Source organism: Nocardiopsis sp. iso_238, assembly GCF_056173325.1.
The window spans coordinates 2,910,688-2,931,944 of sequence record NZ_CM149668.1 but is presented as its reverse complement, the minus strand read 5'-3'; the positions used below and the strand labels follow the sequence as shown (position 1 = coordinate 2,931,944).

The window sequence follows — 21,257 nt, the reverse complement described above, 5'->3', positions numbered from 1 at the left end:
GATCAGTCGGAGGAGATGATCCGCGTCATCCTTGTGGATGACCAGGAGCTGGTGCGGTCCGGTTTTCAGATGGTCCTGGACTCCCAACCCGACATGCGGGTCGTCGGTGAGGCCGGGGACGGGATCAAAGCGCTGGAGCTGCTGGAACGTGTGGAGACCGACGTTGTTGTTATCGACGTGCGCATGCCACGGATGGATGGTGTGGAGGCCGCACGTCGTATTCGCTCCATGAACAGCCATCTGCGGGTGCTGATTCTGACTACTTTCGATCTCGATGAGTACGTCTATGCGGCATTGAGGGCTGGGGCCAGTGGTTTTCTTCTCAAGGACGCACCGCCGAGCGCATTGTTGTCGGCGATCCGCTCTGTCCATTCCGGTGATGCCGTCGTTGCCCCCAGCGCCACCCGCAGACTTCTCGACCGGTTCGCCGACCGTCTGCCTGCGGGAGATGACAGCCCGGTGTACCACGAGTCTCTTGATGTACTGACGCCGCGCGAGCGCGAGGTCCTGGTACTGGTGGCCCGCGGATCGTCGAACACGGAGATCGCCGACCGGCTGTACGTGTCCGAGACGACGGTCAAGACGCACGTACGGCGGATTCTGACCAAACTCGACCTGCGCGGCCGCGTGCAGGCCGTGGTCCTGGCCTATGAGACCGGCCTGGTCAGAACCCGCGGAGACGGGCAGGACGCCCCCACGCCGTAGGCCTGTGGGGCCTACGGGGGGCGAAGCAAGTGAGCCCGAAAGGGGCCATGGCCAGGTCGTCGGGTAGCAGAGCTACTGCGGCTCGAGGTCGTTCTCCGCTGCTTTGACCTCGCCGTCCACGACGGACAGGCTGCTGAGCGACCTCAAGGTTCTCTTCCACGACAGCGGAGTACGGCGAGACGCTCTTCAGTGAGAACGACGTTGGGAACTTCAACGTCGCGAGCTACACGGACGGCACGCTGGTGAACAGCGAGGACACGGACGCGTCCTGCATGACCGGTACCCAGCTGCAGCGGGAGATCGTCAGCGTCACAGCCAGTTCTGCGGGCACGGCTGAGATGGAGGCGGCCACTAATACGGCAGGCTGCGTCGCCGCGGTCCTTGGTATCAGTGGCGCCACCGCGGCGCTCATCGCAAGTGCCTGCGTCGGGTCGTGCGCGATTCCCGGAGTGGGTACAGCAGTCTGTGTGGCGTGCATCGGCGCCTACGCAACTGTCGGCGGAGCCTCGGTCACCGCCGTCGTTAACTGCTTTAAGAACTGCTTCAAATGAGTGCGGGATGATGAATAAGACTTGGATGTTCGTGGTCAGTTTGATCGGGATGGCCCTGTCGGCCGCCGCGCTGGTCCTGCTTGTCCCGTCGCTGTTCGGCTCGGGTGAGCAGGGCAGCGTCTGGGCCGCCGGGGTGCTTGCGTGCCTGGTCGTGGTCTTCGCAGTGGGTACGCGATACTGGCGCCCCGCAAGGCCGGCCTTGGACGGCAACTAGTCCGTCACGGCTTGCAGGGCCGTGACGGACACCAGGAAGCCCCGAGTCCCCGCTGCTTCTGGACCTCCAGAGCAGCGGGGACTTTTGTGCGTCAGAACGCTCAATCCCGGAGGAACCTGTGGGGAACAGCCCGAACGCTCAGGATCCATTCCTACTTGGTCTACCCCCTGCGGCGCCGTCTCGTCAGCGGATGTCGAGTCGGTCCAAGAGGACCGTCGTTGCGGCGACCACTGCTGTGCTGAGGCCCAGGGCCGCGATCAAGAGGACGGCCACGGCTGTGGGGGTGATCGTCCCGCTGTCTGCGAAAGTCCCGGTTCCTAACTGGGTTGCCTGGCTGACCAGGCCGTAGGGCAGGATCATCGACAGGGCGTCGAGTCGCACCATCAGCAGGAATGCTCCGGTGGTCGCTCCCAGCAGGGCGACGGCGACGGGGGCCGCGAACGATCTCATGAGCATCGAGAGACCGGATTGCAGGGCTGCCACCGGCAGGCAGGCCACAATGATCACGATGCTGACCAGGAAGTACCGGGGCGGCAGGATCCCGGGCAGGTCGAACACCAGTTTTCCGGCGGCGATCACGCCGCCCACCATCACTGCCTGCATGGCCGCCGCCAGGGCTGCCAGGACCGCCGTCTTGGCGGCCACCACGCCGAGACTGGATACTTTGCTCCCCATCAGCGCGTTCCAGTTGCCGCCCCGGTGTTCGACCCGCCACACCAGTGAGGCCAGTACAGCTATGCCGACGGCCAGCGGGAACAGGCCGTAGAAGACGACGACCCGCATCCACAGGGTGTGCCAGCCATCGCCCAACTGCTGGCCGGAGGCGAGAGTGTTGGCTGCTCCGGTGATGATGGCCATCAGTGGTAGTAGGACCACCACGGCCCAGCTCAGGGAGCGCTTCAGTTTGAGGAACTCGGCTCGGACCGCTCCCATGGTCAGGCCTCCTGACGGTCGAACATGCGGGTGGCGGCCAGGAACACGGCTCCGCCCAGGACTCCGAGGACGAGCACGCTCAGGTGGGGCGGGTCGAGGGCGGCCACGCCTCCTGCTCCCGTGTCGACGGGCGTGGCCAACGCGTAGTACCCCCACGGGAGGAGCACATGGTTGAGCCACGGGGGCATTCCCGTACTGGACAGGGCCACGAACACGCCCAGAACGCCGATGCCCAGGCCTACGAGCTGGTTGGGGATGCGTGCCGACAGCAGGAGGTGGAGGGCGAAGAGCACCAGATTCACCACCACGATCGAGGCGGTGTAGCCCAGCCATTGTCCCGTGGGGAAGTCGGTCGTGATGCCGACCAGCATTCCCAGGGCGACGACTAGTGTGCTCTGGACAAGGGTGGCCAAGGCAACGAGTGAGCCGGTGGCAGCGAACTTGATCCGGCACAGGTGGCCGGGAGTGATCCCGGAGGTCTGGGAGAAGAGCCACCCGTTGCCCTGGTGCTCGATGTCGACCTGTCGGCTGGCCAATACCGCCAGCAGGATGGGCGAGACCAGCGGTACGGCGAGCGCCAGGCCCGCGAGAAGCCACTGCCAGGGTTGCGCGGCGGGGTCGTCGACCGAGTCCATGAAGCCGGGAGTGGTGAAGGTGATGCATGACAGTGCGACCACGCCGATGACCATGATGACGGCGATGGGCACCACACGAAGGCGGCGCATTTTGGCGAACTCGTTCACCACGGCGCGAACCATCACAGGCCCCGTCCCCCGGTCAGGTCCATGAACACGTCCTCGAGTGACTGGTCCTCACGGCGCACGCCGTGGATGGAGACGCGTTTGTCGACGAGGAAGGCCACCAGGTGAGCGGTCGCGGCGTGGTCCAGTCCAGGGATCCGCACGCTGTCCCCGTCACGGACCGCGTGCGACTGGGCGGTCAGAGTGGACACCCGGTCAGGATCCGGGGTGTCGATGAGTACGTCGGGGACCGACTGGGCGAACAGTTGCTCCCGTGTGCCTTGGAAGAGCATGCGGCCGTTGCTGAGGATGCCCAGGACGGTGGCCGTTCGGTCGATCTCGCCCAGCAGGTGGCTGGAGACCATCACGGTGATCCCGCGGTCGGCCAGCTGTTTGAGTAGGCGTCTCATCTCCTCGATTCCAGCGGGGTCAAGGCCATTGGTGGGCTCGTCGAGGATCAGGATCCGCGGCTCCCGGGCCAGAGCCATCGCGATTCCCAGACGTTGCTCCATTCCCAGGGAGTAGTTGCGCACCGGCTTGTCGAGATGGTTCTGCAGGCGTACGGTCTGCACGGCCCGGTTGACCTGATCATCGTCGAGGTCCAAAAGCCGCTGTACCAAACGCATGTTCTCGCGACCGGTGAGGTGGCCGTAGGCCGGCGGTGCCTCGATGAGTGAACCTATGTCGCTCAGCAGGCCGCGGCGCGTCGATCGCTGCATGCGGCGGCCCAGGATGTGGACCTCGCCGGAGGTGGGTCGCACCAACGACAGCAGCATTTTCATGGTGGTTGATTTCCCTGAACCGTTGGGGCCCAGAAATCCGTAGACGCACCCTTCTGGAACACGCAGATCCAGGTTCTGGACAACTGCCTGGTTCCTGTAGGTCTTGCCCAGGCCATGGGTAGTGATCGCTTCAGACACACGGTCACTGTGTCCCAAAGCTCTGCCTGAAAGCATCGACCCCAGGGATGACGTCCCTGGTACTCCCTGAGAAGGACTCAAGCAGCGAATCCGACTTCAAGTAGTAGGCCCAGCACTCCCGAAGCCACGGCGAGGGGCAACGCAACCGGTGAGTAGCTACAGAGGGCCCTGTCGCCTCAACGAGGAGAGTCTCGGCAAAGGCCATGGCCCGGTGTCATGTCGCGGTGCGCACCGCGGCCGAGAGTCGGGTGCCCCGGCAGACCACGACCTCGTCGGTTCATCAACCCCCGGCGCCCCCTCCCGAAGGGCCGGGCGTTCGCGAACACGCGGGGGAGAGGACCTGCGGTGGGGGTCAGGACCGCCACATGACAGTGGGGGCGTACCAGGCAGACCCGGTACGCCCCCACTCTCGACTGAGGGAGTCACTCCGCCAGTTCGTGCTCCAGTTCCCGGGCGCGCTCCTCCCGGCGGGCGAACACGTTGTCGGCCATCTCGTTCATCTTCTTCAGCACCCGCTTGCGCTCACGCAGCGAGAGCCGGTCGACGTAGAGCTTGCCGTAGGTGTGGTCGGTCTCGTGCTGGAGGCACCGCGCGAAGTAGCCGCTGCCGCTGAGCACGACCTCGTTGCCGTCCCTGTCCAGCCCGCGCACCGTGGCGTGCTCGGCCCGGCCCAGGTCCGCGTGCGGCCCGGGCACCGACAGGCACCCCTCGCTCTCCACCACCACGGGGTCGTCCAGGTCGCGCTCGTCCAGGACCGGGTTGATCACGTGTCCCACGTGCCGCACCCCGTCGTCGTCGGGGCAGTCGTAGACGAACAGGCGCAGGTCCACCCCGACCTGGTTCCCCGCCAGCCCCACGCCCTCGGCGGCGTACATCGTGACGAACATGTCGTCGATCAGCCGCGCCAGTTCGGCGCCGCCCAGCATGGAGGCGGGGACGTCGGCGTTGGCCCGGTGCAGGACCTCCTCACCGGTGACCGTGACCCTCAGGACACGGCCCCGGGCGGCCTCGGGGGCCAGCTCGGGAAAGTCCGAAACCTCCCGGCCCTGGACAACGGTTACGGGCACGGGCATGGACTGCTCCGACATGGTCCTTCTCTCAAGGCGGGCTCAAGGGGATACGGCGGTCACGACACCGCCAACCACGAAAAATAGCACGAACCGTAAGGTCACGCCGGTGGTGGAGCTCCGTCAGCGGAACCACGCGTTGCCCTGGATGAAGCACCGCGCCAGGTAGTCACGCAACGAGACGACCACCAGCCGCCTGCGGTCGCTCTCATGATCCCACACCACGATCCCCGGACCGTAGTCCGTGTGCACGTAGGCGAACTGCGGGCCCATGTCGGAGTCGCCGAAGAAGATCATCTCGTCGAAGGGCGCGTACAACTCCAGGTAGTCGGGCTCCTGGCGCATCGCCAGGTTGTCCTCCACCAGTCGGCGGGCACTCCACACCACCGCGTCCCCGTACTCGTTGGTCACCCCGTCGGTCTCCCTGAGCAGGGAGGCCAGTTCGAACGGCAGGGGCAGCATCAGGTGCTTCTCGACCTCGGCCAGGGTCACCTCGTCGGCCGGATCGCTCAGATCGGCCTCGGGATACATCTCCAGGATCAGTTCACGCCACACACCCACGATCATCACAGGTCGTGGCAAGACACGGGAAATCGTGGGCGGCGAGTTGCGCCGAAAATCCACCGAATCCCCACCCACACCCGCCACAAAACACCTCTCATCCCCCAAACCACCCACCCCGGAACCAGCAGGTCAACGCCTCGCGAGGCCCTGAACGAAACATCCAGCCGCGCGACCTATGTCCCAAATGCCGATAAACGCCATGGATGTCACTAAGCGTGCTCACACCGACACCAAACGCACATAATGAGGGTCATGAAACACACCACGCCACGGCTCCTCGCCACCCTCGCCCTCACCGCCACCGCCCTCCAGTCCCCCACACCCGCACTCGCCGCCGAACACCCCGGCCAGGCCCCCACCTACCCCGGCCACACCACCAGCCAGTACGTCCCCCTCACCAACGCCACCACCCACCACGCCCACCAGTCCGGCTGCACCGAAGCCAAGACCAAGACCCCCGGAGTCCGCGTCCTCTTCTTCGGCACCCAGGAGAAGAACAACCAACTCCGCGAACCCGGCACCAGCGCCGCCACCACCACACCCCGCACCCACACCGACAAGGCCCTCGAATACGCCCAACACTGGGCCCGCGGCTACGCCGAGTGCAACACCACCAACACCCCCACCCACCTCGCCCTCGGCATCAACAACAAGGACGACGGCGGCATCAACGGCACCAGCGCCGGACGCCAGTGGGCCACCCTCGTCGACACCGCCCGCAAGGCCACCACACCCCACGTCACCCTCACCGCCGCCATCGACGCCGAACCCTCCTGGTCCACCCCCGCCTGGGCCCGCGACTGGATCAAGGCCTACACCGACGCCACCAGGACCCCCCTCTACGCCGCCAACTCCGCCGACGGCTGCCCCTCCACCACCGACGGAGCATGCAGCAACGGATGGACCCTCAAGGACGTCCACCTCGCCGCCGGAGGCAACCAACCCACCGTCGCCGTCATCCCCCAGATCTACCGAACCGACGGCATCCAGGCCCGCCAATGGGCCAACATCAGCCACTGGGGCCACACCAACACCGGCGACCCCCTCCGCTTCGCCGCCGCCATGTCCCAGAACACCGCCTGCGAACAGCGCACCTGCAACAACACCGACAACACCCCCCAACAAGCCTGGACCCAACTCAAGGACTCCCTCGACACCCGCGCCCACACCCGCGTCACCAACCTCGGCCCCGCCACCGACATGCGCTGGCCCTGACCACCCCACACACGACGACGGCCCGGGTTCACACGAACCCGGGCCGCACCCAACCCCACAGGGGAGCCACCACCCCCGCAACCACACCCACCCACACCCCAGAATAGAAACGGAAGGCGCCCACCACCCACCACCGGAGACACCACCATGGCCACCACCAGCCCCAGAACCGGGCCCCTCACCAACCTGGCCTACACACTCCTCCTCGTCTCCCACAACACCGCCGCCTTCCTCCTCACCCCCCTCGTCCTCGCCTCCTCCCTCCTCACCCTCATCTGGATCGGCCTCCCCTTCACCATCCTCACCGCCACCACCCTCCGCACCATCGCCAACGCACAACGCACCACCCTCACCCACCTCAACCCCCACCAACCCGTCCCCGCCACCTACCGCCCCATGCCCCCCACCGGAGTCCACGCCCGCGTCCGCGTCATCCTCACCGACCCCGCCACCTGGCGCGACATCCTCTGGCTCGCCTCAGCCCCCCTCCTCACCCTCCTCGCACTCCTCAGCTACACCCTCTACGCCCACGCCCTCTACCAAACCCTCTACGCCCTCATCCTCTGGCGCCACACCCCCGACATCTACGGCTTCATCACCCCCCACACCCCCACCGAAGCCCTCCTCATCCTCATCCCCGCCACACTCACCCTCCTCCTCGCCCACTTCCTCCACCCCCTCACCACCACCGCCCACCACAAACTCGCCCGCATCATCCTCGCCCCCTCCGAAAAAGCCCGACTCACCGCACGCGTCGCCCACCTCGCCACCAGCCGCGCCGACACCATCGACACCCAGGCCGCCGAGATCCGCCGCATCGAACGCGACCTCCACGACGGAGCCCAAGCCCGCCTCGTCGCCCTCGGCATGAACCTCGCCATGGCCGAACAGATCGTCGACACCAACCCCCACACCGCCAAACACATGCTCGCCGAAGCCCGCGAAACCACCCGACAGGCCCTCACCGAACTCCGCGACCTCGTCCGCGGCATCCACCCACCCGTCCTCGTCGAACGCGGACTCGACGGAGCAGTCCACGCCCTCGCCCTCACCCACCACCTCCCCATCACCGTCACCACCAACCTCCGCGGCCGCCCCGCCGACCCCGTCGAATCCGCCGCCTACTTCGCCATCGCCGAACTCCTCACCAACACCGCCAAACACGCCCACGCCACCCACGCCTGGGTCCACATCAACCACGGCCGCCAACGACTCGTCACCACCATCACCGACAACGGACAAGGAGGCGCCCAACCCACCCCCGAAAGCGGCCTCACCGGCATCGCGCACCGCCTCGACTCCTTCGATGGCACGATGAACATCACCAGCCCCCCCGGCGGCCCCACCATCGTCACCCTGGAGATCCCATGCGCGTTGTCATCGCAGAAGACCTTGCCCTCCTCCGCGACGGCCTGATCCGACTCCTCGAAGCCCACACCTTCACCGTCGTCGCCGCCGTCGACAACGGCCCCGACCTCCACACCGCCCTCATCGACCACAAACCCGACGTCGCCGTCGTCGACGTCCGCCTACCCCCCACCTTCACCGACGAAGGCCTCCAGGCCGCCATCTCCGCCCGCACACAGATCCCCGGCCTGCCCATCCTCGTCCTCTCCCAACACGTCGAACAGCTCTACGCCCGCGAACTCCTCTCCGACGACGGAGGCGGCGTCGGCTACCTCCTCAAGGACCGCGTCTTCGACATCAACCAGTTCATCGAGGCCATCCGCCGCGTCGCCGACGGCGGCACCGCCATGGACCCCGCCGTCATCTCCCAACTCCTCGCCCGCCAGGACCAGAGCGGCCCCCTCGCCCAACTCACCCCCCGCGAACGCGAAGTCCTCGCGGAAATGGCCGAAGGCCGCTCCAACTCCGCCATCGCCGGACGCCTCTACATCACCGAAAAAGCCATCAGCAAACACATCAACAACATCTTCACCAAACTCGACCTACCCCCCTCCTCCGACGACAGCCGCCGCGTCCTCGCCGTCCTCGCCTACCTCAACGGCCAATGAAAAAGGCCGCGGCCCCCACAGGGACCACGGCCACACACCCACCTCAACCACTACTCACGACGCACCCGGTACAACCCGTCGATCTCCTCCGAGAACGCACGCAACACGGCCTCACGCCGCAACTCCCCCGAAGGACGCACCAACCCCGACTGCACCGTGAACTCCTCAGCCAACACATGGAACGACCGCACCGCCAGATGCCGCGGCACACTCCGGTTGGCCTCATACACCAACCCCTGCACCTCCCGCAGCAGATCACGATCCCCCGCGATCTCCTCCGGCGCCATCGACAACGGCCGCCCGTTCACCAACCGCCAGTACTCCAACTGATCACGCACCAACGTCACCAGCGCACTCGCGAACGGCCGCCCCTCCACGATCACCAACACCTGACTGATCAACGGATGCGACCGCAACCGAGCCTCGAAACCCGCCACCACCTCGGCGTCCCGCGACCCGTCACCCACCGCCGCGAACTCACCCGTCCCAGAACCCGCCGACTCCACCCGAGCCCCCGGCTCCGCACCCCCCGAAGCCACCTCCAACTCACGCGTCGGCGCCTCCACCACCGGAAGCGAAGCCGTGGCCACCACCCCCGGCGCCACCACCTCCTCCTCCGGACCGGCCACCACCTCGATCACGTTCGCCCGAGGCACGAACCGCCCCGGAACCTCCGCCATCGACGCCTGCGGACGCGAACGACCCCGCACCCGGACGAACCCCTCACCGTCCTCCTCGGCCAGCACCCCCGTGGCCAACCAGCCCTCCCGGAACGCCGCCCGCGAACCCTCACCGTCCGCCCAGTACCCCAGGAAGACCGCACCACCGCGCACGAACAACTCACCCTCGCGCGACACCCACACCTCACGCCCCGGCATCGCCTGCCCCACCGTGCCCGTGACCCGCTCACCCGGCGCGTTCGCCACGAACACCCCGGCCGTCTCCGGCACACCGAAGACCTGCATCACCGGCACACCCACACCGTTGAAGTAGCTGTCCAACCGATCCGACAACCCACCGCCCCAGCACACAGCCAGATGCACCCGGCCACCCAGCAGGTCCCGGATCTTCGAGAACGACCAGTCGTACATCGACCGCGACAACCGGCGCCAGGCACCCTTCTTCGGCGACTGGTCGAACGACACCGCCGCGTCCATCGCCGCGTTGAACGTCCCCACCGAGTCCCAGTCCGTGGAGTGCGCCGACGCACGCTCCGAACCGTGCACCCGCTCGAACAGGTCCGGTCGGCACACCAGCACCGTCGGCCGGAACCGCTCCAGCTCACGCCGCAACCGCCCCGGAGGCACCAGCCCCACCCGGACCCGGCCCACCACACACGCCACCAACGACGCCAACCCCGGCAGCTGCGACAGCGGCAGATCCAGCACCGCGCTCGCCCGCCCCGGAGCCAGCTCCGACAACCGTGGCCACATCCGGTCAACCAGGTCCGCCGCCGCCGACAGCAGCGCCCCATGGGAGAGCACCACACCCCGCGTCCGCAGCGACACCGTGCTCATCGGGTACAACACCACGGCGGCGTCGTCAGCGACCACCTCGTCGCGACGGAACCGCACCGCCGAGGCGTCCATGTACGTCCCCAGGCCCGCCACCACCGGCAGGCCCTCCTCGTACCGCCACACCCGGCCCAGGTCGGGCAGCTCGCGCTGCAACCGCACCGCCGTCCGGTACTGGCGCTCACCCTGGACCACCATGGCCGCCGGACGCGTCTCACGCACCACGTGCGTCACACGCTCGGCGGACGCCGTCGTCGGCAGCGGCACCAACACCGCCCGCACCGACCACACGGCGAACGCGAAACGCGCCCAGTCCAGGTGCGAGTCGACCACCAACAGCACCCGGTCGCCCTCCGCGATACCGGCCGCCACCAGCCCCTTCGCCAGAGCCGTCACCTCGGTGGCGAACTCCCCGGCCGTCCGCCGCTCCCACTCCCAACCCTCCAGCACGGAGAACACGTGCGCGTGCGCGTCCGTGGTCGCCACCTCGTAGATCAGGTCACTCAAGCCGGAGTGTTCTCGAGCCAACGAACCGGGGGTCTCGCCCATACCCACTCATCCTCTGTCGCGTCAGTAGGCGGGCCCGACACGATCCCCACCCGCCTCAGTCGGGGAATTGTGCCCTACTGTGCCCATTTCCCCACCGAACGGCAACCTCGACGTCCGTCCGCAAATCACCCGAGACCTGGGCTCATCGGACCTTCACGCGCGCGGCCCAGACGTACGCCAACAACGACAGCACCGCCACGGAGGCCATCACCACGGCCATGCTGACCAACGAGGCCTCACCCGAAGGCGTCATCCCCGCCATCGCCGCGATCGCACCGCCCAGGGCGAACTGCATCGAACCCATCAGCGCGGAGGCCGTCCCGGCCACCGCCACCGGCTGCCCGTCCAGAGCCGTCACCGTCGCGTTCGGCATGATGAAACCGACGCTGAACATCATCAGCGCCAACAGCCCCGACACCATCCACAGCTCGGCCGCACCGGCCAACGCCAGCACCAACAGCGTCAGCACCGCCCCCAGGGCCAGCAACAGACCCATCAGCAACCGCCGGGCCGTGTCCACACGACCCACCAGCAGACCGTTGCCCTGGGTGCCCGCCATCGACGCCAACGCGTTCACCGCGAACAACCACCCGTAGGTCTGCGGCGAGATCCCGAACTCGTTCTGCGACACGAATGAGAACGCCGACACGTAGGTGAACAGCATCCCGAAGCTCAGCCCCAGCGTCAGCACCGGACTCACGAACCGGGGGTTGCGCACCAACCCCCACACCGTCGTGGCCAGCTGACGCGGCCCCTGCGACCGCCGGGCCTCCGGCGGCAGACTCTCCGGCAGCCACAGCAGCACCAGCACGAAGCTCAGCGTCGACATCGCCGCCAGCACCCAGAAGCTCAGCTGCCACGGGCCCACCAACAACAGCTGCGCACCCACCAGCGGAGCGAGCAGCGGGGCCAGCATCATCACCAATGCCAGCCGGGAGAAGAACCGCACCGCGTCGTCACCCTGGAACATGTCACGCACGATGGCCCGGGCCACCACGGCCCCGGCCGCCCCCGCCACGCCCTGGAGGAAGCGCAGCGCGATGAACACCGTCACGTTCGGCACGAACACACACAGCACCGACGTCACCGTGAACAGCGCGACACCCACCAGCAGCGGACCGCGTCGGCCCCAGGCGTCGCTCATCGGCCCGATGACCAGCTGACCCACGGCCATACCGATCATGATCGCCGTCAGGGTCAGCCCGATCTGCCCCTCCGTCGCCCCCAGTTCCCGGGTGATCTGCGGGAAGGCCGGAAGATACATGTCGGTCGCCAGCGGGCCGGTGGCGGTGAGCACACCGAGGACCAGCACCAGCAGCGCGATCGACTTGCGCGACCGCGGCGGACGGAGGGCGACCCCCTGTTCGGGGGCGGTGGAGGGGGACGTTGGGGACTGCACAGGCACTCCAGTTCGCAGACGGGCCGATCCGCGCACGGGCAGACGGCACCGCGACGGACCAGGGGTGGTTGGGAGCGTGTCCACAGGAATGGACCACTCCATACCAACACCGAAGGGGAGGATTTCTCTCCCCACCCAACCACCCCGAGGCCTGTGATGTCCCTTACGTCGGCGTTACGGTCATCTGCACCCCCCGCCGACCCGGGTCACCGCACCAACCGGTCCAGCAGCCTCTCCACCTCGGCCTCCGGGTCCTCCGTGAGTCCGCCGTGGATCGGCCCCGGCTGCACGATGGTGCTCCTGGGCGCGGTCAGCCACCGAAACCGCTGCCCCGGCCGCTCACGACCGGCCAGCCCCGCCTCGGCCCCGCCCCGGCACATCACCTCCACCGCCGCGAGGGCCCGCCGCACACCGGCGACGTCCACACCCGCGTCCACGGCCAGCAGACGGGCCTCGTCCAGGTCCGAACGCGACGCCAGGAACGCCCGCTCCTGCGAGTACAGGATGACTCCGGCGTTCACGCACTCACCGCGGTCCAGACGCGGGATCACCCGCAGCAGCGCGTACTCGAACACCGCGCGTTCACGTTCCACACCCACCTGTCCGGTGGTCACCGTGGTGTACCGCTCGCTCACGAGGACACCTCCGGCAGCCAGGAACGGTCCGCCACACGGGCCACCAGGTGCTTCACGTACGCCTCTCGTACTTCCTCCGGCGAGCCGAACCCCGGCTCGTCCTCCAGCCATTCGTCGGGCACCAGGCCCACCACGCCGCGCAGCAGGTCCTCGTCCACGAGCGGGGCCAGGGCCGCGTCGGCCGCGGCGAGGTCGGGGGCGGCCCCCGACAGCACGTGGTCGGAGGCGTCGTAGGCCCGGCCGACGAACCGGTCGGCGTTGGCCCAGCTGTGGTGGAAGATCAGCGTCGCCCCGTGGTCGATCAGGTACGGCCGACCGTGCCACACCAGCATGTTCGGGTTGCGCCAGGACCGGTCCACGTTCCCGGTGAGGGCGTCGAACCACAGCACCCGTCCGGCGAACCCCGGATCGACCTCGAAGGTCAGCGGGTCGAAGCCCAGGGAACCGGGGAGGAAGTCCATCCCCAGGTTCAGCCCGCCGCTCGCCTTGAGGAGTTCCTGGACCTCCGGGTCGGGTTCACCGCGGGCGATGACCGCGTCGAACTCCACCTCGGCCAACTCCGGGACCGGCAGCCCCAGGGCCCGGCCGAGTTCGCCGGTGATGACCTCGGCCACGAGCGTCTTGCGCCCCTGACCGGCACCGATGAACTTGACCACGTACATTCCCAGGTCGTCGGCCTCGACCAACCCCGGGAGCGAACCTCCTTCGCGCAGCGGCAGCACGTACCGCGTCGCGATCACCTTTTTCAGCACGCTGGCCAGCATAGGCACCGGACCCGGCGAACGTGTTCACCGCGGGCCTCCCGGCACCGCCTCGGTCGGAGCGCTCAACCGGACGCAGTCGCGACCTTCGAGCGGACCCCCCGGACACCGACCGACCCTCTCGGAAGCTCCCCTAAACAGGGCTGAACACGTTCTAGATACCGGCCCGTGGGCCCTCGACACGCCGCACCCCTCAGGAACGGGGAGTTGGGAGGCGGGCGGCGTAGCCGCGCGAATTCGGTTTTTCGTAGGGCGGTTCGACAGAACAGCCGCGCCACCTTTACGACGTAGATTTATACTAGGAACACCAGAGCCGCGCACCCCTCCCAGGAATCTCCACCGTCGGATCCTCCCGGCGCACCACCCCCGCGGACACGGAGCGGGTGGCGGGGCGCTCGGCCCCACCACCCGCTCCCCTCCCCGCCACCGGGACCGCCTCGGACCCGCGCTCCCCCGGCCGCGTCAGAGGTTGTCCTCGGGCTCCTCCCCCCAGTCACCCTCGCCCTCGTCCCCCGGTGCGGGGATGGTCGGCACCGGACTGGCCGGGTCCCCCTCCCCCTCCTCCGGGCCCGGCTCCGAACCGGGCTCCTCCGCCGGTTCGGACTGCTCCGCCTCGGGCTCGCTCGGGCCCGGCATCTCGGGTGGGGGGAACTGCATCATCCACAGGTACAGGGCGAAGACCAGCACCAGGAGCAACAGCAGCAGGGCGCCCAGGCCGCCGATCAACCACCAGTTGGACTCGCCACGCGCCACCGGGCTGTCCCGGTGCCCCGCCCAGGGGGCCCAGCGCACCGCGGACCCGCCCCGCTCCCCCGCCCAGTGCGGCATCACCACCGGACCGCGCAGTACCAGGGGGCCGCCGCGCCCCGCCTCCTCCAGGAACCGGCCCGCCCCGGCGCCGCCCTCCACGTACGGGACCGCCACCCACAGGGCCGACCTCCCGCTCGTGCGGGCCGCCGCCACCCCCTCGCCGTCCCGCACCGCGCGCGCGAACCTCTCCCGGGTGGGTTCGTCGATCCCCGCCGCGTCGTTGAGCATCGCCACGCTCATGCGCTCGCCGGAGGCGTCGCGCCCCAGGTAGACCACGCCCAGACGTGACTCCTGCAGCCGCCCCAACAGCCGGTACCCGCCCAGCTGGCGCGGGTCGACGTCGTTCAGGCCCCTCGTGGGCGCCGTCATGTCACTTCCCCTCTCCGACACGTCGCGGTACGTCACCCTTCGTCCCGCCGTCCGTCCCGGTCCCAGTGTCGCGTTGTCTACCGGCTCGGGAGCACCTAAACAGGTAGTGTCGCCACAGGTGATCCACAACCTACTCCTTACCGGCGTCCACGCACGGGGGCGCCGAGTCCGGGAAGGACGGGACATGGCAGAAACCTCACCCGGGAACGGCCCCGCGTCCACGCCGGGGCCGGAGAGCGCTCCGGGCGAGCCGACCCGCCTGCTGCGCGCGGCGCTGCACGAGGTGTCCACGGTGATCGTGGGCCAGGAGCGGATGGTGGAGCGCTCCCTCATCGCGCTGGTCGCCCAGGGACACTGCCTCATCGAGGGGGTCCCCGGCATCGCCAAGACACTGGCCGTGTCCACGCTGGCCAAGGTCACCGGCGGCTCGTTCTCCCGCATCCAGTTCACCCCGGACCTGGTGCCCTCGGACATCGTCGGCACACGCATCTACCACCCGTCCACCGAGCGGTTCGACGTCGAGCTGGGGCCGGTCTTCGCCAACTTCGTGCTCGCGGACGAGATCAACCGCGCCCCGGCCAAGGTGCAGTCGGCGCTGCTGGAGGTCATGGCCGAGCGGCAGGTGTCCATCGGCGGCACCACCCATCCGCTGCCCGCCCCCTTCATCGTCATCGCCACGCAGAACCCGGTGGAGTCGGAGGGGGTCTATCCGCTGCCCGAGGCGCAGCGCGACCGCTTCCTGATGAAGGTCAACGTCCACCACCCCAAGGCGCACGAGGAGATGGAGATCCTGCGCCGGATGAGTTCGGCGCCGCCCACCGCCCACCAGGTGCTGGACCCGGTCACCCTGGGCGAGCTCCAGGCCGACGCCGAGCGCGTCCACGTGCACCAGCTGATCGCCGACTACGTCGTGCGCCTGGTCATGGCCACCCGGGAGCCGGAGAACCACCAGATGCCCGACCTGCGCCAGGCGCTGGAGGTGGGGGCGAGCCCGCGCGCGACCCTGGGGCTGGTCGCCGCGGCGCGGGCACTGGCCCTGCTGCGGGGGCGCGACTACGTGCTGCCGGACGACGTGCGGGTCCTGGCCCACGACGTCATCGCGCACCGTCTGGTGCTGACCTTCGACGCCCTGGCCGACGGGGTCACCCCCGACCAGGTGGTCGACCGCATCCTGTCCACCGTTCCCGCGCCGCGGGTGATCTGGGACGAACCGCCCTCGGGTGAGACCGCCTCCTTCGCCACGCAGCGGTAGGAAGGGACCAGAGGTGATCGTGTGAACACTCCCGCCATCGGTTCCGACCCCCGGCTCAGGGCGGCGCTGCGCCGACTGGACCTGCGCATCGTGCAGCGGCTGGACGGTCTCCTGCACGGCGAGCACCTGGGACTGCGGCTGGGGCCGGGGTCCGAGGCGGCCGAGGCCCGGCTCTACCAGCCGGGCGAGGACGACGTGCGGCACATGGACTGGGCGGTGACCGCGCGGACGGACACCCCGCACGTGCGTGACGTGGTCGCGGACCGTGAGCTGGAGAGCTGGACGCTGCTGGACCTGTCTCCGAGCATGGACTTCGGTACCGGGTTGCGGTCCAAGCGCGACGTCGCGGTGGGCGCCCTGGTGGCGACCAACCTGCTCACGCAGCGGGTGGGTGACCGGTTCGGGGCGCACTTCCTGCACCAGGGGCGGATACGGCGCTGGCCCGCGAGGTCGGGCAAGGAGGCGCTGCTGTCGCTGTTGGCGACGGTCGCCGCCGCTCCGCAGGGGGACGTGCGCACGCCGGAGGAGGACCGGGCCACCCTGGCCGACGCCGTCACCGACCTGGTGCGGGCCCGGCGCAGGCGGGGCCTGCGCGTGGTGATCTCCGACTTCCTGGACACCCCGGCCTTCGGCGGGGAGGTGCCCTGGGAGCGGCCGCTGCGGCAGCTGGGTTCGCGGCACCAGGTACTGGTGGTGGAGGTGCTGGACCCCCGGGAGCTGGACGTGCCCGAGGTGGGGGACGTGGCCCTGCGTGATCCGACCACCGGACGGGTACGTGACGTGCGTCTGACCCGTGCCGTCCGTGAGCGCTACCATCGGGCCGCCATGGCGCAGCGGGAGGCGGTGCGCGGGGCGCTGCGCCGGTGCGGGGTGCACCACCTCGTGTTGCGCACGGACCGGGACTGGGTACTGGACACCGCGCGGTTCGTGATCCACCAGCGCCGGACCGCGCACCACATGGCCCGGCACACGCCGGGGGTGCCCAGGTGAGCGGCTCCGGCGGAGGCCGGTCCGGGCGCGGTGGCGTGGGCGCGGGAGGTTCCCGTGCCCGTACGGGCAGGGGGGACGTGGGGCGGTCATGACCTTTCTGGAGCCGCAGCGGCTGTGGTGGCTGCTGGTCCTGGTGCTGCTCGTGGGCGCGTACGTGTTCACCCAGCGCCAGCGTCGTGAGTACACGGTGCGCTTCACCAACCTGGAGCTGTTGGACCAGGTGGCGCCGCACCGGCCGGACGTGCGCAGGCACGTGCCCGCCGCGCTGTTCACGCTGGCGCTGGGGGTGCTGATCGCCGCGATGGCGGTGCCCGCGATGCCGGTGGAGGCCCCTCGGGAGCGGGCGACGATCATGGTGGCGGTGGACGTGTCGTTGTCGATGGCCGCCAACGACATCGAGCCGGACCGGTTGCACGCGGCCAAGGAGTCGGCCCGGGGCTTCGTGGAGACGCTGCCGGACCGCTTCAACGTGGGGTTGGTGTCGTTCTCCTCCACGGCGACGGTGGTGACGGCTCCCACGCAGGACCATGAGTCGGTGACGTCGTCGATCGAGAGCCTGCGGCTGGGACCGGGGACGGCGATCGGTGAGGGGGTGTTCGCCTCCCTGGAGGCGATCCGGACCTTCGACGAGGACGCTGAGGAGGACCCGCCGCCCGCGGCGATCGTCCTGCTCTCGGACGGTGAGAACACGAGTGGGCGCGACATCCTCCAGGCGTCGGCGGAGGCGGCCGAGGGGGAGGTGCCGGTGTCGACGATCGCCTTCGGCAGCGGGGCCGCGATGATCGAGATCGACGGGTACCAGGTGCCCGCCGACATCGACAAGGAGGCGCTCCAGGGGCTGGCCGAGGACACCGGGGGGCACTTCTACGAGGCCGAGAGCGAGACGGAGCTGGACGAGGTGTACGAGGACATCGGCTCGTCGCTCGGCACGGAGATGGTGCATGAGGAGATCGTCACTCGGTTCGTCATGGTGGCGATCGTCCTGGCGTTCGCGACGGCATTGACCTCGTTGCTGTGGTTCCAACGACTTCCCTGATCGGTGGCACCCCAATCTCGACTCCCAGTGTTGTTGGTCACATCCCTTTAGGTGGGGTTTATACCTTTTCCTGTTCGGCTACGGGTTAGCGTTGGCATGTTTTGTCATGACCACCCACTTCGAGGAACGATGCCGAACACACCCGCTCTCCCGGCCGCGATCTGTTTCGACCTGGATGACACACTCATCGACGACGTCGCCGCCTCGTCCGCGGGTCTGCGCACGGTCATGGAACGACTCGGCCACCCGGACTTCGGTTCGGCCCGCGCCCTGTGGGACATCCAGACCGAGATCTCCTTCGGCGCCTACCTGCGCGGCGACCTGAGCCTCGACGAGCAGCGCCGCGAGCGCGTCCGCGCCCTCGCCCTCCAGGCCGGCCACTCCGACCTCGCGGACCAGCACTGCGACGAGCTCTACCGCATGTACCTGGACGGCCACCGCAGCGGCTGGCAGGTCTTCCCCGACACCTACGCGGTGCTGAACGCCCTGGGCTCCGCCGGCTACCGGCTGGCCGTGGTCACCAACGGCGTCGAGTCCCTCCAGCACGCCAAGCTCCAGGCCCTGGAACTCACCCCCTACTTCCACGCCGTGGTCTGCGCCGACACCGTGGGCGCGGGCAAGCCCGACCCCCGGATCTTCCACGCGGCCGCCCAGCGCCTGGGCGTGGAGCCCGGCTCCTGCTGGCACGTGGGCGACCAGATCCAGGCCGACGCCGTGGGCGCCGTCGCCTCGGGCATGCGCCCGGTCGTCGTGGACCGCCAGGCCCGCCAGCCCGTCGAGGGCGTCACCACCCTCCACGACCTGGACGGCCTCCTGCGCATGGTGGGGCTGCCCAGCAGCATGGTCGCGACGGGTCTCCTGTGACCTCGATCGACGACTGGATGGCCCGCCGGGTCACCGTCCACCTCATCACGTCCGGTCCCACGGGACCGGTCCTGGTCGGAGCACGTGTGCTCTTCGGTCAGGACCCCGAGGACGTGGCGCGCGGGCTGGCCGGCCTGCCCGAGCAGGCGCCGCTGGTGGCGCTGGACGTGCTCACCGAGACCGTGAGCCTGCCTCGGGGACGCGCCCTGCACGTGGACCGGATCGTCTTCTCCGAGCCCGACCTCGTCTCGGCCTGGCCCTCGGTCGTGCCCACCGAGGGGCTGACTCCCCCGGCGCCCGCGCTGGCCCCCGAGGAGGACCCCGCCCCGGAGGGATCGCTCCCCCGGATGCGCCGGTTCGCCTCCTACGGGATCGTCACCGACCCGGCCGGACGTGTCCTGCTCAGTCTGATCGCCGACGGCTTCCCCGCCGCCGGGACCTGGCACCTGCCGGGCGGCGGTGTGGACACCGGCGAGGACGTGCGCGCCGCGCTGCGGCGCGAGGTGCTCGAGGAGACCGGTCAGGCCGGTGTGGTGGGTGAGCTGATCACCGTGGCCAGCCATCGCCGGACGCGGAGCGCCGGGACCGACATCTACGCGGTCTGGGTGTTCTCGCACGTGCACGTGGCCGAGCCGACCGTGCCCCGGGTGGTCGAGGTGGAGGGTTCCACCGCCGACTGCGCCTGGTTCACCCCGACCGAGCTGACGGAGCTGCCGCTGTCCACCACGGCGCGGCGCGGCATGGAGTTCCTGGTCCGGCACCGTCGTCGCGGCTGACCGGAACCGTGCGGGCCGGGCCGGTGGCGGCCCGGCGCCCGCCGGGATCAGCCGGACGGCGTCCGGCGGGTCCGCTCCCTACTAGACGAGGACGTGGTGGCGCACCCACCACAGTCCCGCACCGAGCCCCAGGACCAGGACCCCGGTGCCGACCACCGGCAGGGGCAGGCTGGTCGCCAGGACCACGCACCCCACCAGGCCTCCGACCGGGGCGATCAGCGGCGGGCGGTTCTCGTCCGGGCCCAGACGCAGCGCCGAGGCGTTGGTGATGGCGTAGTAGACCAGCACGCCGAAGGCGGAGAAGGCGATCGCGCCGCTCAGGTCGGCCACGAGGATCAGGACGATCACCACGGCGGCCACCACGGCCTCGGCTCTGCGGGGCACCCCGTGGCGTTCGCTCACGGCGGCCAGAGAGCGCGGCAGGTGACCGTCCGAGGCCATCGCGGCGGTCGTGTGCGAGATCCCCATCAGCAGGGGGAGCAGGGCACCCAGGCTGGCCACGGCCGCACCGGCCACCACGAACGGTACGAGGATCGGGAACCCGGCGACCTGGACCGCGTCGGCCATGGGCGCGTGGCTGGTGGTGAGCTTCTCCCGGCCCAACACGATGAGCAGGCCGGTGCCGATCACCAGGTAGACGACCAGGACCGTGCCCAGGGAGAGCGAGATCGCCCGGGGGATGGTGGTGCGGGGGTCGCGGACCTGTCCGCCCAGGGTGGCGATGCGCGCGTACCCGGCGAAGGCGAAGAAGATCATCCCGGCCGCGCCCAGGACGCCGAAGGACCCGGGCCAGGGTCCGAGCCCGTCCACCTCCGCGACGGCGGCCAGGCGTCCGCTCATGAGCATCGCGACGAACACGGCCGCCAGGACGCCCAGCACGAGCAGGAGCAGCACCTTGATGACCAGGGTGGAGCGGCGCAAGCCCCGGAGGTTCACCGCCGCCAGGACGACCACGGCGGCCACCGCGACCGGCTTCTGCCACTCGGGCAGTGTGTACGCGGCGAAGGTCATGGCCATGGCCGCGCAGGAGGCGATCTTGCCGACCACGAACGACCAGCCCGCCAGGTAGCCCCAGAGGTCGCCCAGGCGCTCGCGACCGTAGACGTAGGTGCCGCCGTTCTGGGGGTGCCGGGCGGCCAGGCGCGCGGAGGAGACCGCGTTGCAGTAGGCGACCAGCCCCGCGATGAGGATGGCGACGGGCAGCCAGGCCCCGGCGCCCAGCGCGGCGGGGGCGAACACCGTGAACACTCCGGCGCCGAGCATCGCGGCGGCGCCGATGGCGGCCGCGTCGACGGTTCCCAGCGTCCGGGCGGGTCTGGCCTGCGGTCCGGAAGAGGTGGCCAACGGGGTCTCCTTGGGTGGGTGTCTCCGGTCGTCG

The 21,257-nt window shown here is 69.3% G+C and carries 21 protein-coding genes; 10 read left to right on the top strand and 11 right to left on the bottom strand.

Annotated elements, in window-relative coordinates; genetic code table 11:
• Positions 1-15: 15 nt before the first annotated feature.
• Together AC0VYL_RS13070 and AC0VYL_RS13065 are read left to right on the top strand one after the other, a co-directional pair.
• Positions 16-705 (top strand): response regulator, encoded by a 690-nt coding sequence (locus AC0VYL_RS13070; RefSeq protein ID WP_475483509.1) that lies wholly within the window; start codon positions 16-18, stop codon positions 703-705.
• Between the two features lie 576 nt (positions 706-1,281).
• Positions 1,282-1,470, top strand: a complete 189-nt coding sequence (locus tag AC0VYL_RS13065) for a hypothetical protein (RefSeq protein ID WP_475483305.1) — start codon at positions 1,282-1,284, stop codon at positions 1,468-1,470.
• A 183-nt stretch (positions 1,471-1,653) separates the two neighbouring features.
• Here the strand turns inward: AC0VYL_RS13065 and AC0VYL_RS13060 are convergent, their stop codons facing one another.
• From AC0VYL_RS13060 to AC0VYL_RS13040, 5 genes are all read right to left on the bottom strand, one after another.
• The gene (locus AC0VYL_RS13060) at positions 1,654-2,403 is read right to left on the bottom strand and encodes an ABC transporter permease (protein WP_475483304.1); all 750 of its coding nucleotides are present in this window, start codon (positions 2,401-2,403) and stop codon (positions 1,654-1,656) included.
• A gap of 2 nt (positions 2,404-2,405) precedes the next feature.
• Complete coding sequence (locus AC0VYL_RS13055) at positions 2,406-3,149, bottom strand: ABC transporter permease (RefSeq protein WP_475483303.1); 744 nt, start codon at positions 3,147-3,149, stop codon at positions 2,406-2,408.
• Between the two features lie 11 nt (positions 3,150-3,160).
• Positions 3,161-4,063, bottom strand: a complete 903-nt coding sequence (locus AC0VYL_RS13050; RefSeq protein ID WP_475483302.1) for an ABC transporter ATP-binding protein — start codon at positions 4,061-4,063, stop codon at positions 3,161-3,163.
• Between the two features lie 422 nt (positions 4,064-4,485).
• The gene (gene def, locus AC0VYL_RS13045) at positions 4,486-5,151 is read right to left on the bottom strand and encodes a peptide deformylase (protein WP_475452734.1); all 666 of its coding nucleotides are present in this window, start codon (positions 5,149-5,151) and stop codon (positions 4,486-4,488) included.
• Between the two features lie 102 nt (positions 5,152-5,253).
• Positions 5,254-5,697, bottom strand: a complete 444-nt coding sequence (locus AC0VYL_RS13040; RefSeq protein WP_049579761.1) for an SMI1/KNR4 family protein — start codon at positions 5,695-5,697, stop codon at positions 5,254-5,256.
• Between the two features lie 249 nt (positions 5,698-5,946).
• Between AC0VYL_RS13040 and AC0VYL_RS13035 the strand changes: the two genes are divergently transcribed.
• From AC0VYL_RS13035 to AC0VYL_RS13025, 3 genes are all read left to right on the top strand, one after another.
• The gene (locus AC0VYL_RS13035) at positions 5,947-6,909 is read left to right on the top strand and encodes a hypothetical protein (RefSeq protein WP_475483301.1); all 963 of its coding nucleotides are present in this window, start codon (positions 5,947-5,949) and stop codon (positions 6,907-6,909) included.
• A gap of 147 nt (positions 6,910-7,056) precedes the next feature.
• Positions 7,057-8,325: a sensor histidine kinase gene (locus tag AC0VYL_RS13030; protein ID WP_475452730.1), complete on the top strand. Its 1,269-nt coding sequence runs from the start codon at positions 7,057-7,059 to the stop codon at positions 8,323-8,325.
• On the top strand, positions 8,277-8,924 hold the full coding sequence (locus tag AC0VYL_RS13025) for a LuxR C-terminal-related transcriptional regulator (protein ID WP_475452728.1): 648 nt from the start codon (positions 8,277-8,279) through the stop codon (positions 8,922-8,924). The genes AC0VYL_RS13030 and AC0VYL_RS13025 overlap by 49 nt, the downstream gene beginning before the upstream one ends.
• A gap of 50 nt (positions 8,925-8,974) precedes the next feature.
• Here AC0VYL_RS13025 and AC0VYL_RS13020 read toward each other — a convergent pair whose 3' ends face one another.
• The 5 genes from AC0VYL_RS13020 to AC0VYL_RS13000 all read right to left on the bottom strand — a co-directional run bounded on the left by AC0VYL_RS13020 (position 8,975) and on the right by AC0VYL_RS13000 (position 14,961).
• Positions 8,975-10,987, bottom strand: coding sequence for an AMP-binding protein (locus AC0VYL_RS13020; RefSeq protein WP_475483300.1), 2,013 nt, complete (start codon positions 10,985-10,987; stop codon positions 8,975-8,977).
• Positions 10,988-11,129: 142 nt separating this feature from the next.
• Complete coding sequence (locus tag AC0VYL_RS13015; protein ID WP_475452724.1) at positions 11,130-12,386, bottom strand: multidrug effflux MFS transporter; 1,257 nt, start codon at positions 12,384-12,386, stop codon at positions 11,130-11,132.
• A gap of 206 nt (positions 12,387-12,592) precedes the next feature.
• The gene (locus AC0VYL_RS13010) at positions 12,593-13,021 is read right to left on the bottom strand and encodes a DUF3037 domain-containing protein (RefSeq protein WP_352387824.1); all 429 of its coding nucleotides are present in this window, start codon (positions 13,019-13,021) and stop codon (positions 12,593-12,595) included.
• Entirely contained in the window at positions 13,018-13,785 is a 768-nt protein-coding gene (locus tag AC0VYL_RS13005; protein ID WP_475452722.1) for a HipA family kinase, read from the bottom strand. Before AC0VYL_RS13005 ends, AC0VYL_RS13010 begins: the two co-directional genes overlap by 4 nt.
• A 459-nt stretch (positions 13,786-14,244) precedes the next feature.
• Positions 14,245-14,961, bottom strand: a complete 717-nt coding sequence (locus AC0VYL_RS13000; protein WP_475483299.1) for a hypothetical protein — start codon at positions 14,959-14,961, stop codon at positions 14,245-14,247.
• 184 nt (positions 14,962-15,145) lie between these two features.
• Here AC0VYL_RS13000 and AC0VYL_RS12995 point away from each other — a divergent pair, with 184 nt between their 5' ends.
• From AC0VYL_RS12995 to AC0VYL_RS12975, 5 genes are all read left to right on the top strand, one after another.
• Positions 15,146-16,213 carry an AAA family ATPase gene (locus AC0VYL_RS12995; RefSeq protein ID WP_475452718.1) on the top strand — a complete coding sequence of 356 codons (1,068 nt, stop codon included), beginning with the start codon at positions 15,146-15,148 and terminating at the stop codon, positions 16,211-16,213.
• A 21-nt stretch (positions 16,214-16,234) separates the two neighbouring features.
• On the top strand, positions 16,235-17,203 hold the full coding sequence (locus AC0VYL_RS12990; protein WP_475452716.1) for a DUF58 domain-containing protein: 969 nt from the start codon (positions 16,235-16,237) through the stop codon (positions 17,201-17,203).
• An 88-nt stretch (positions 17,204-17,291) separates the two neighbouring features.
• On the top strand, positions 17,292-18,239 hold the full coding sequence (locus AC0VYL_RS12985; protein ID WP_475452714.1) for a VWA domain-containing protein: 948 nt from the start codon (positions 17,292-17,294) through the stop codon (positions 18,237-18,239).
• 129 nt (positions 18,240-18,368) lie between these two features.
• Positions 18,369-19,103, top strand: a complete 735-nt coding sequence (locus AC0VYL_RS12980; RefSeq protein ID WP_475452712.1) for an HAD family hydrolase — start codon at positions 18,369-18,371, stop codon at positions 19,101-19,103.
• Positions 19,100-19,879 (top strand): NUDIX hydrolase, encoded by a 780-nt coding sequence (locus AC0VYL_RS12975; protein WP_475452709.1) that lies wholly within the window; start codon positions 19,100-19,102, stop codon positions 19,877-19,879. Before AC0VYL_RS12980 ends, AC0VYL_RS12975 begins: the two co-directional genes overlap by 4 nt.
• A gap of 81 nt (positions 19,880-19,960) precedes the next feature.
• Here the strand turns inward: AC0VYL_RS12975 and AC0VYL_RS12970 are convergent, their stop codons facing one another.
• The gene (locus tag AC0VYL_RS12970) at positions 19,961-21,223 is read right to left on the bottom strand and encodes an APC family permease (RefSeq protein WP_475483298.1); all 1,263 of its coding nucleotides are present in this window, start codon (positions 21,221-21,223) and stop codon (positions 19,961-19,963) included.
• Between the last annotated feature and the right edge of the window lie 34 nt (positions 21,224-21,257).

Bases quoted from the DNA above. Each gene is read 5' to 3' on its own strand.
- AC0VYL_RS13070 (WP_475483509.1), top strand. From the start codon at position 16: ATGATCCGCGTCATCCTTGTGGATGACCAGGAGCTGGTGCGGTCCGGT.
- AC0VYL_RS13065 (WP_475483305.1), top strand. From the start codon at position 1,282: ATGTTCGTGGTCAGTTTGATCGGGATGGCCCTGTCGGCCGCCGCGCTG.
- AC0VYL_RS13060 (WP_475483304.1), bottom strand. From the start codon at position 2,403: ATGGGAGCGGTCCGAGCCGAGTTCCTCAAACTGAAGCGCTCCCTGAGC.
- def (WP_475452734.1), bottom strand. From the start codon at position 5,151: ATGTCGGAGCAGTCCATGCCCGTGCCCGTAACCGTTGTCCAGGGCCGG.
- AC0VYL_RS13040 (WP_049579761.1), bottom strand. From the start codon at position 5,697: ATGATCGTGGGTGTGTGGCGTGAACTGATCCTGGAGATGTATCCCGAG.
- AC0VYL_RS13035 (WP_475483301.1), top strand. From the start codon at position 5,947: ATGAAACACACCACGCCACGGCTCCTCGCCACCCTCGCCCTCACCGCC.
- AC0VYL_RS13030 (WP_475452730.1), top strand. From the start codon at position 7,057: ATGGCCACCACCAGCCCCAGAACCGGGCCCCTCACCAACCTGGCCTAC.
- AC0VYL_RS13025 (WP_475452728.1), top strand. From the start codon at position 8,277: ATGCGCGTTGTCATCGCAGAAGACCTTGCCCTCCTCCGCGACGGCCTG.
- AC0VYL_RS13020 (WP_475483300.1), bottom strand. From the start codon at position 10,987: ATGGGCGAGACCCCCGGTTCGTTGGCTCGAGAACACTCCGGCTTGAGT.
- AC0VYL_RS13005 (WP_475452722.1), bottom strand. From the start codon at position 13,785: ATGCTGGCCAGCGTGCTGAAAAAGGTGATCGCGACGCGGTACGTGCTG.
- AC0VYL_RS13000 (WP_475483299.1), bottom strand. From the start codon at position 14,961: ATGACGGCGCCCACGAGGGGCCTGAACGACGTCGACCCGCGCCAGCTG.
- AC0VYL_RS12995 (WP_475452718.1), top strand. From the start codon at position 15,146: ATGGCAGAAACCTCACCCGGGAACGGCCCCGCGTCCACGCCGGGGCCG.
- AC0VYL_RS12985 (WP_475452714.1), top strand. From the start codon at position 17,292: ATGACCTTTCTGGAGCCGCAGCGGCTGTGGTGGCTGCTGGTCCTGGTG.
- AC0VYL_RS12980 (WP_475452712.1), top strand. From the start codon at position 18,369: ATGCCGAACACACCCGCTCTCCCGGCCGCGATCTGTTTCGACCTGGAT.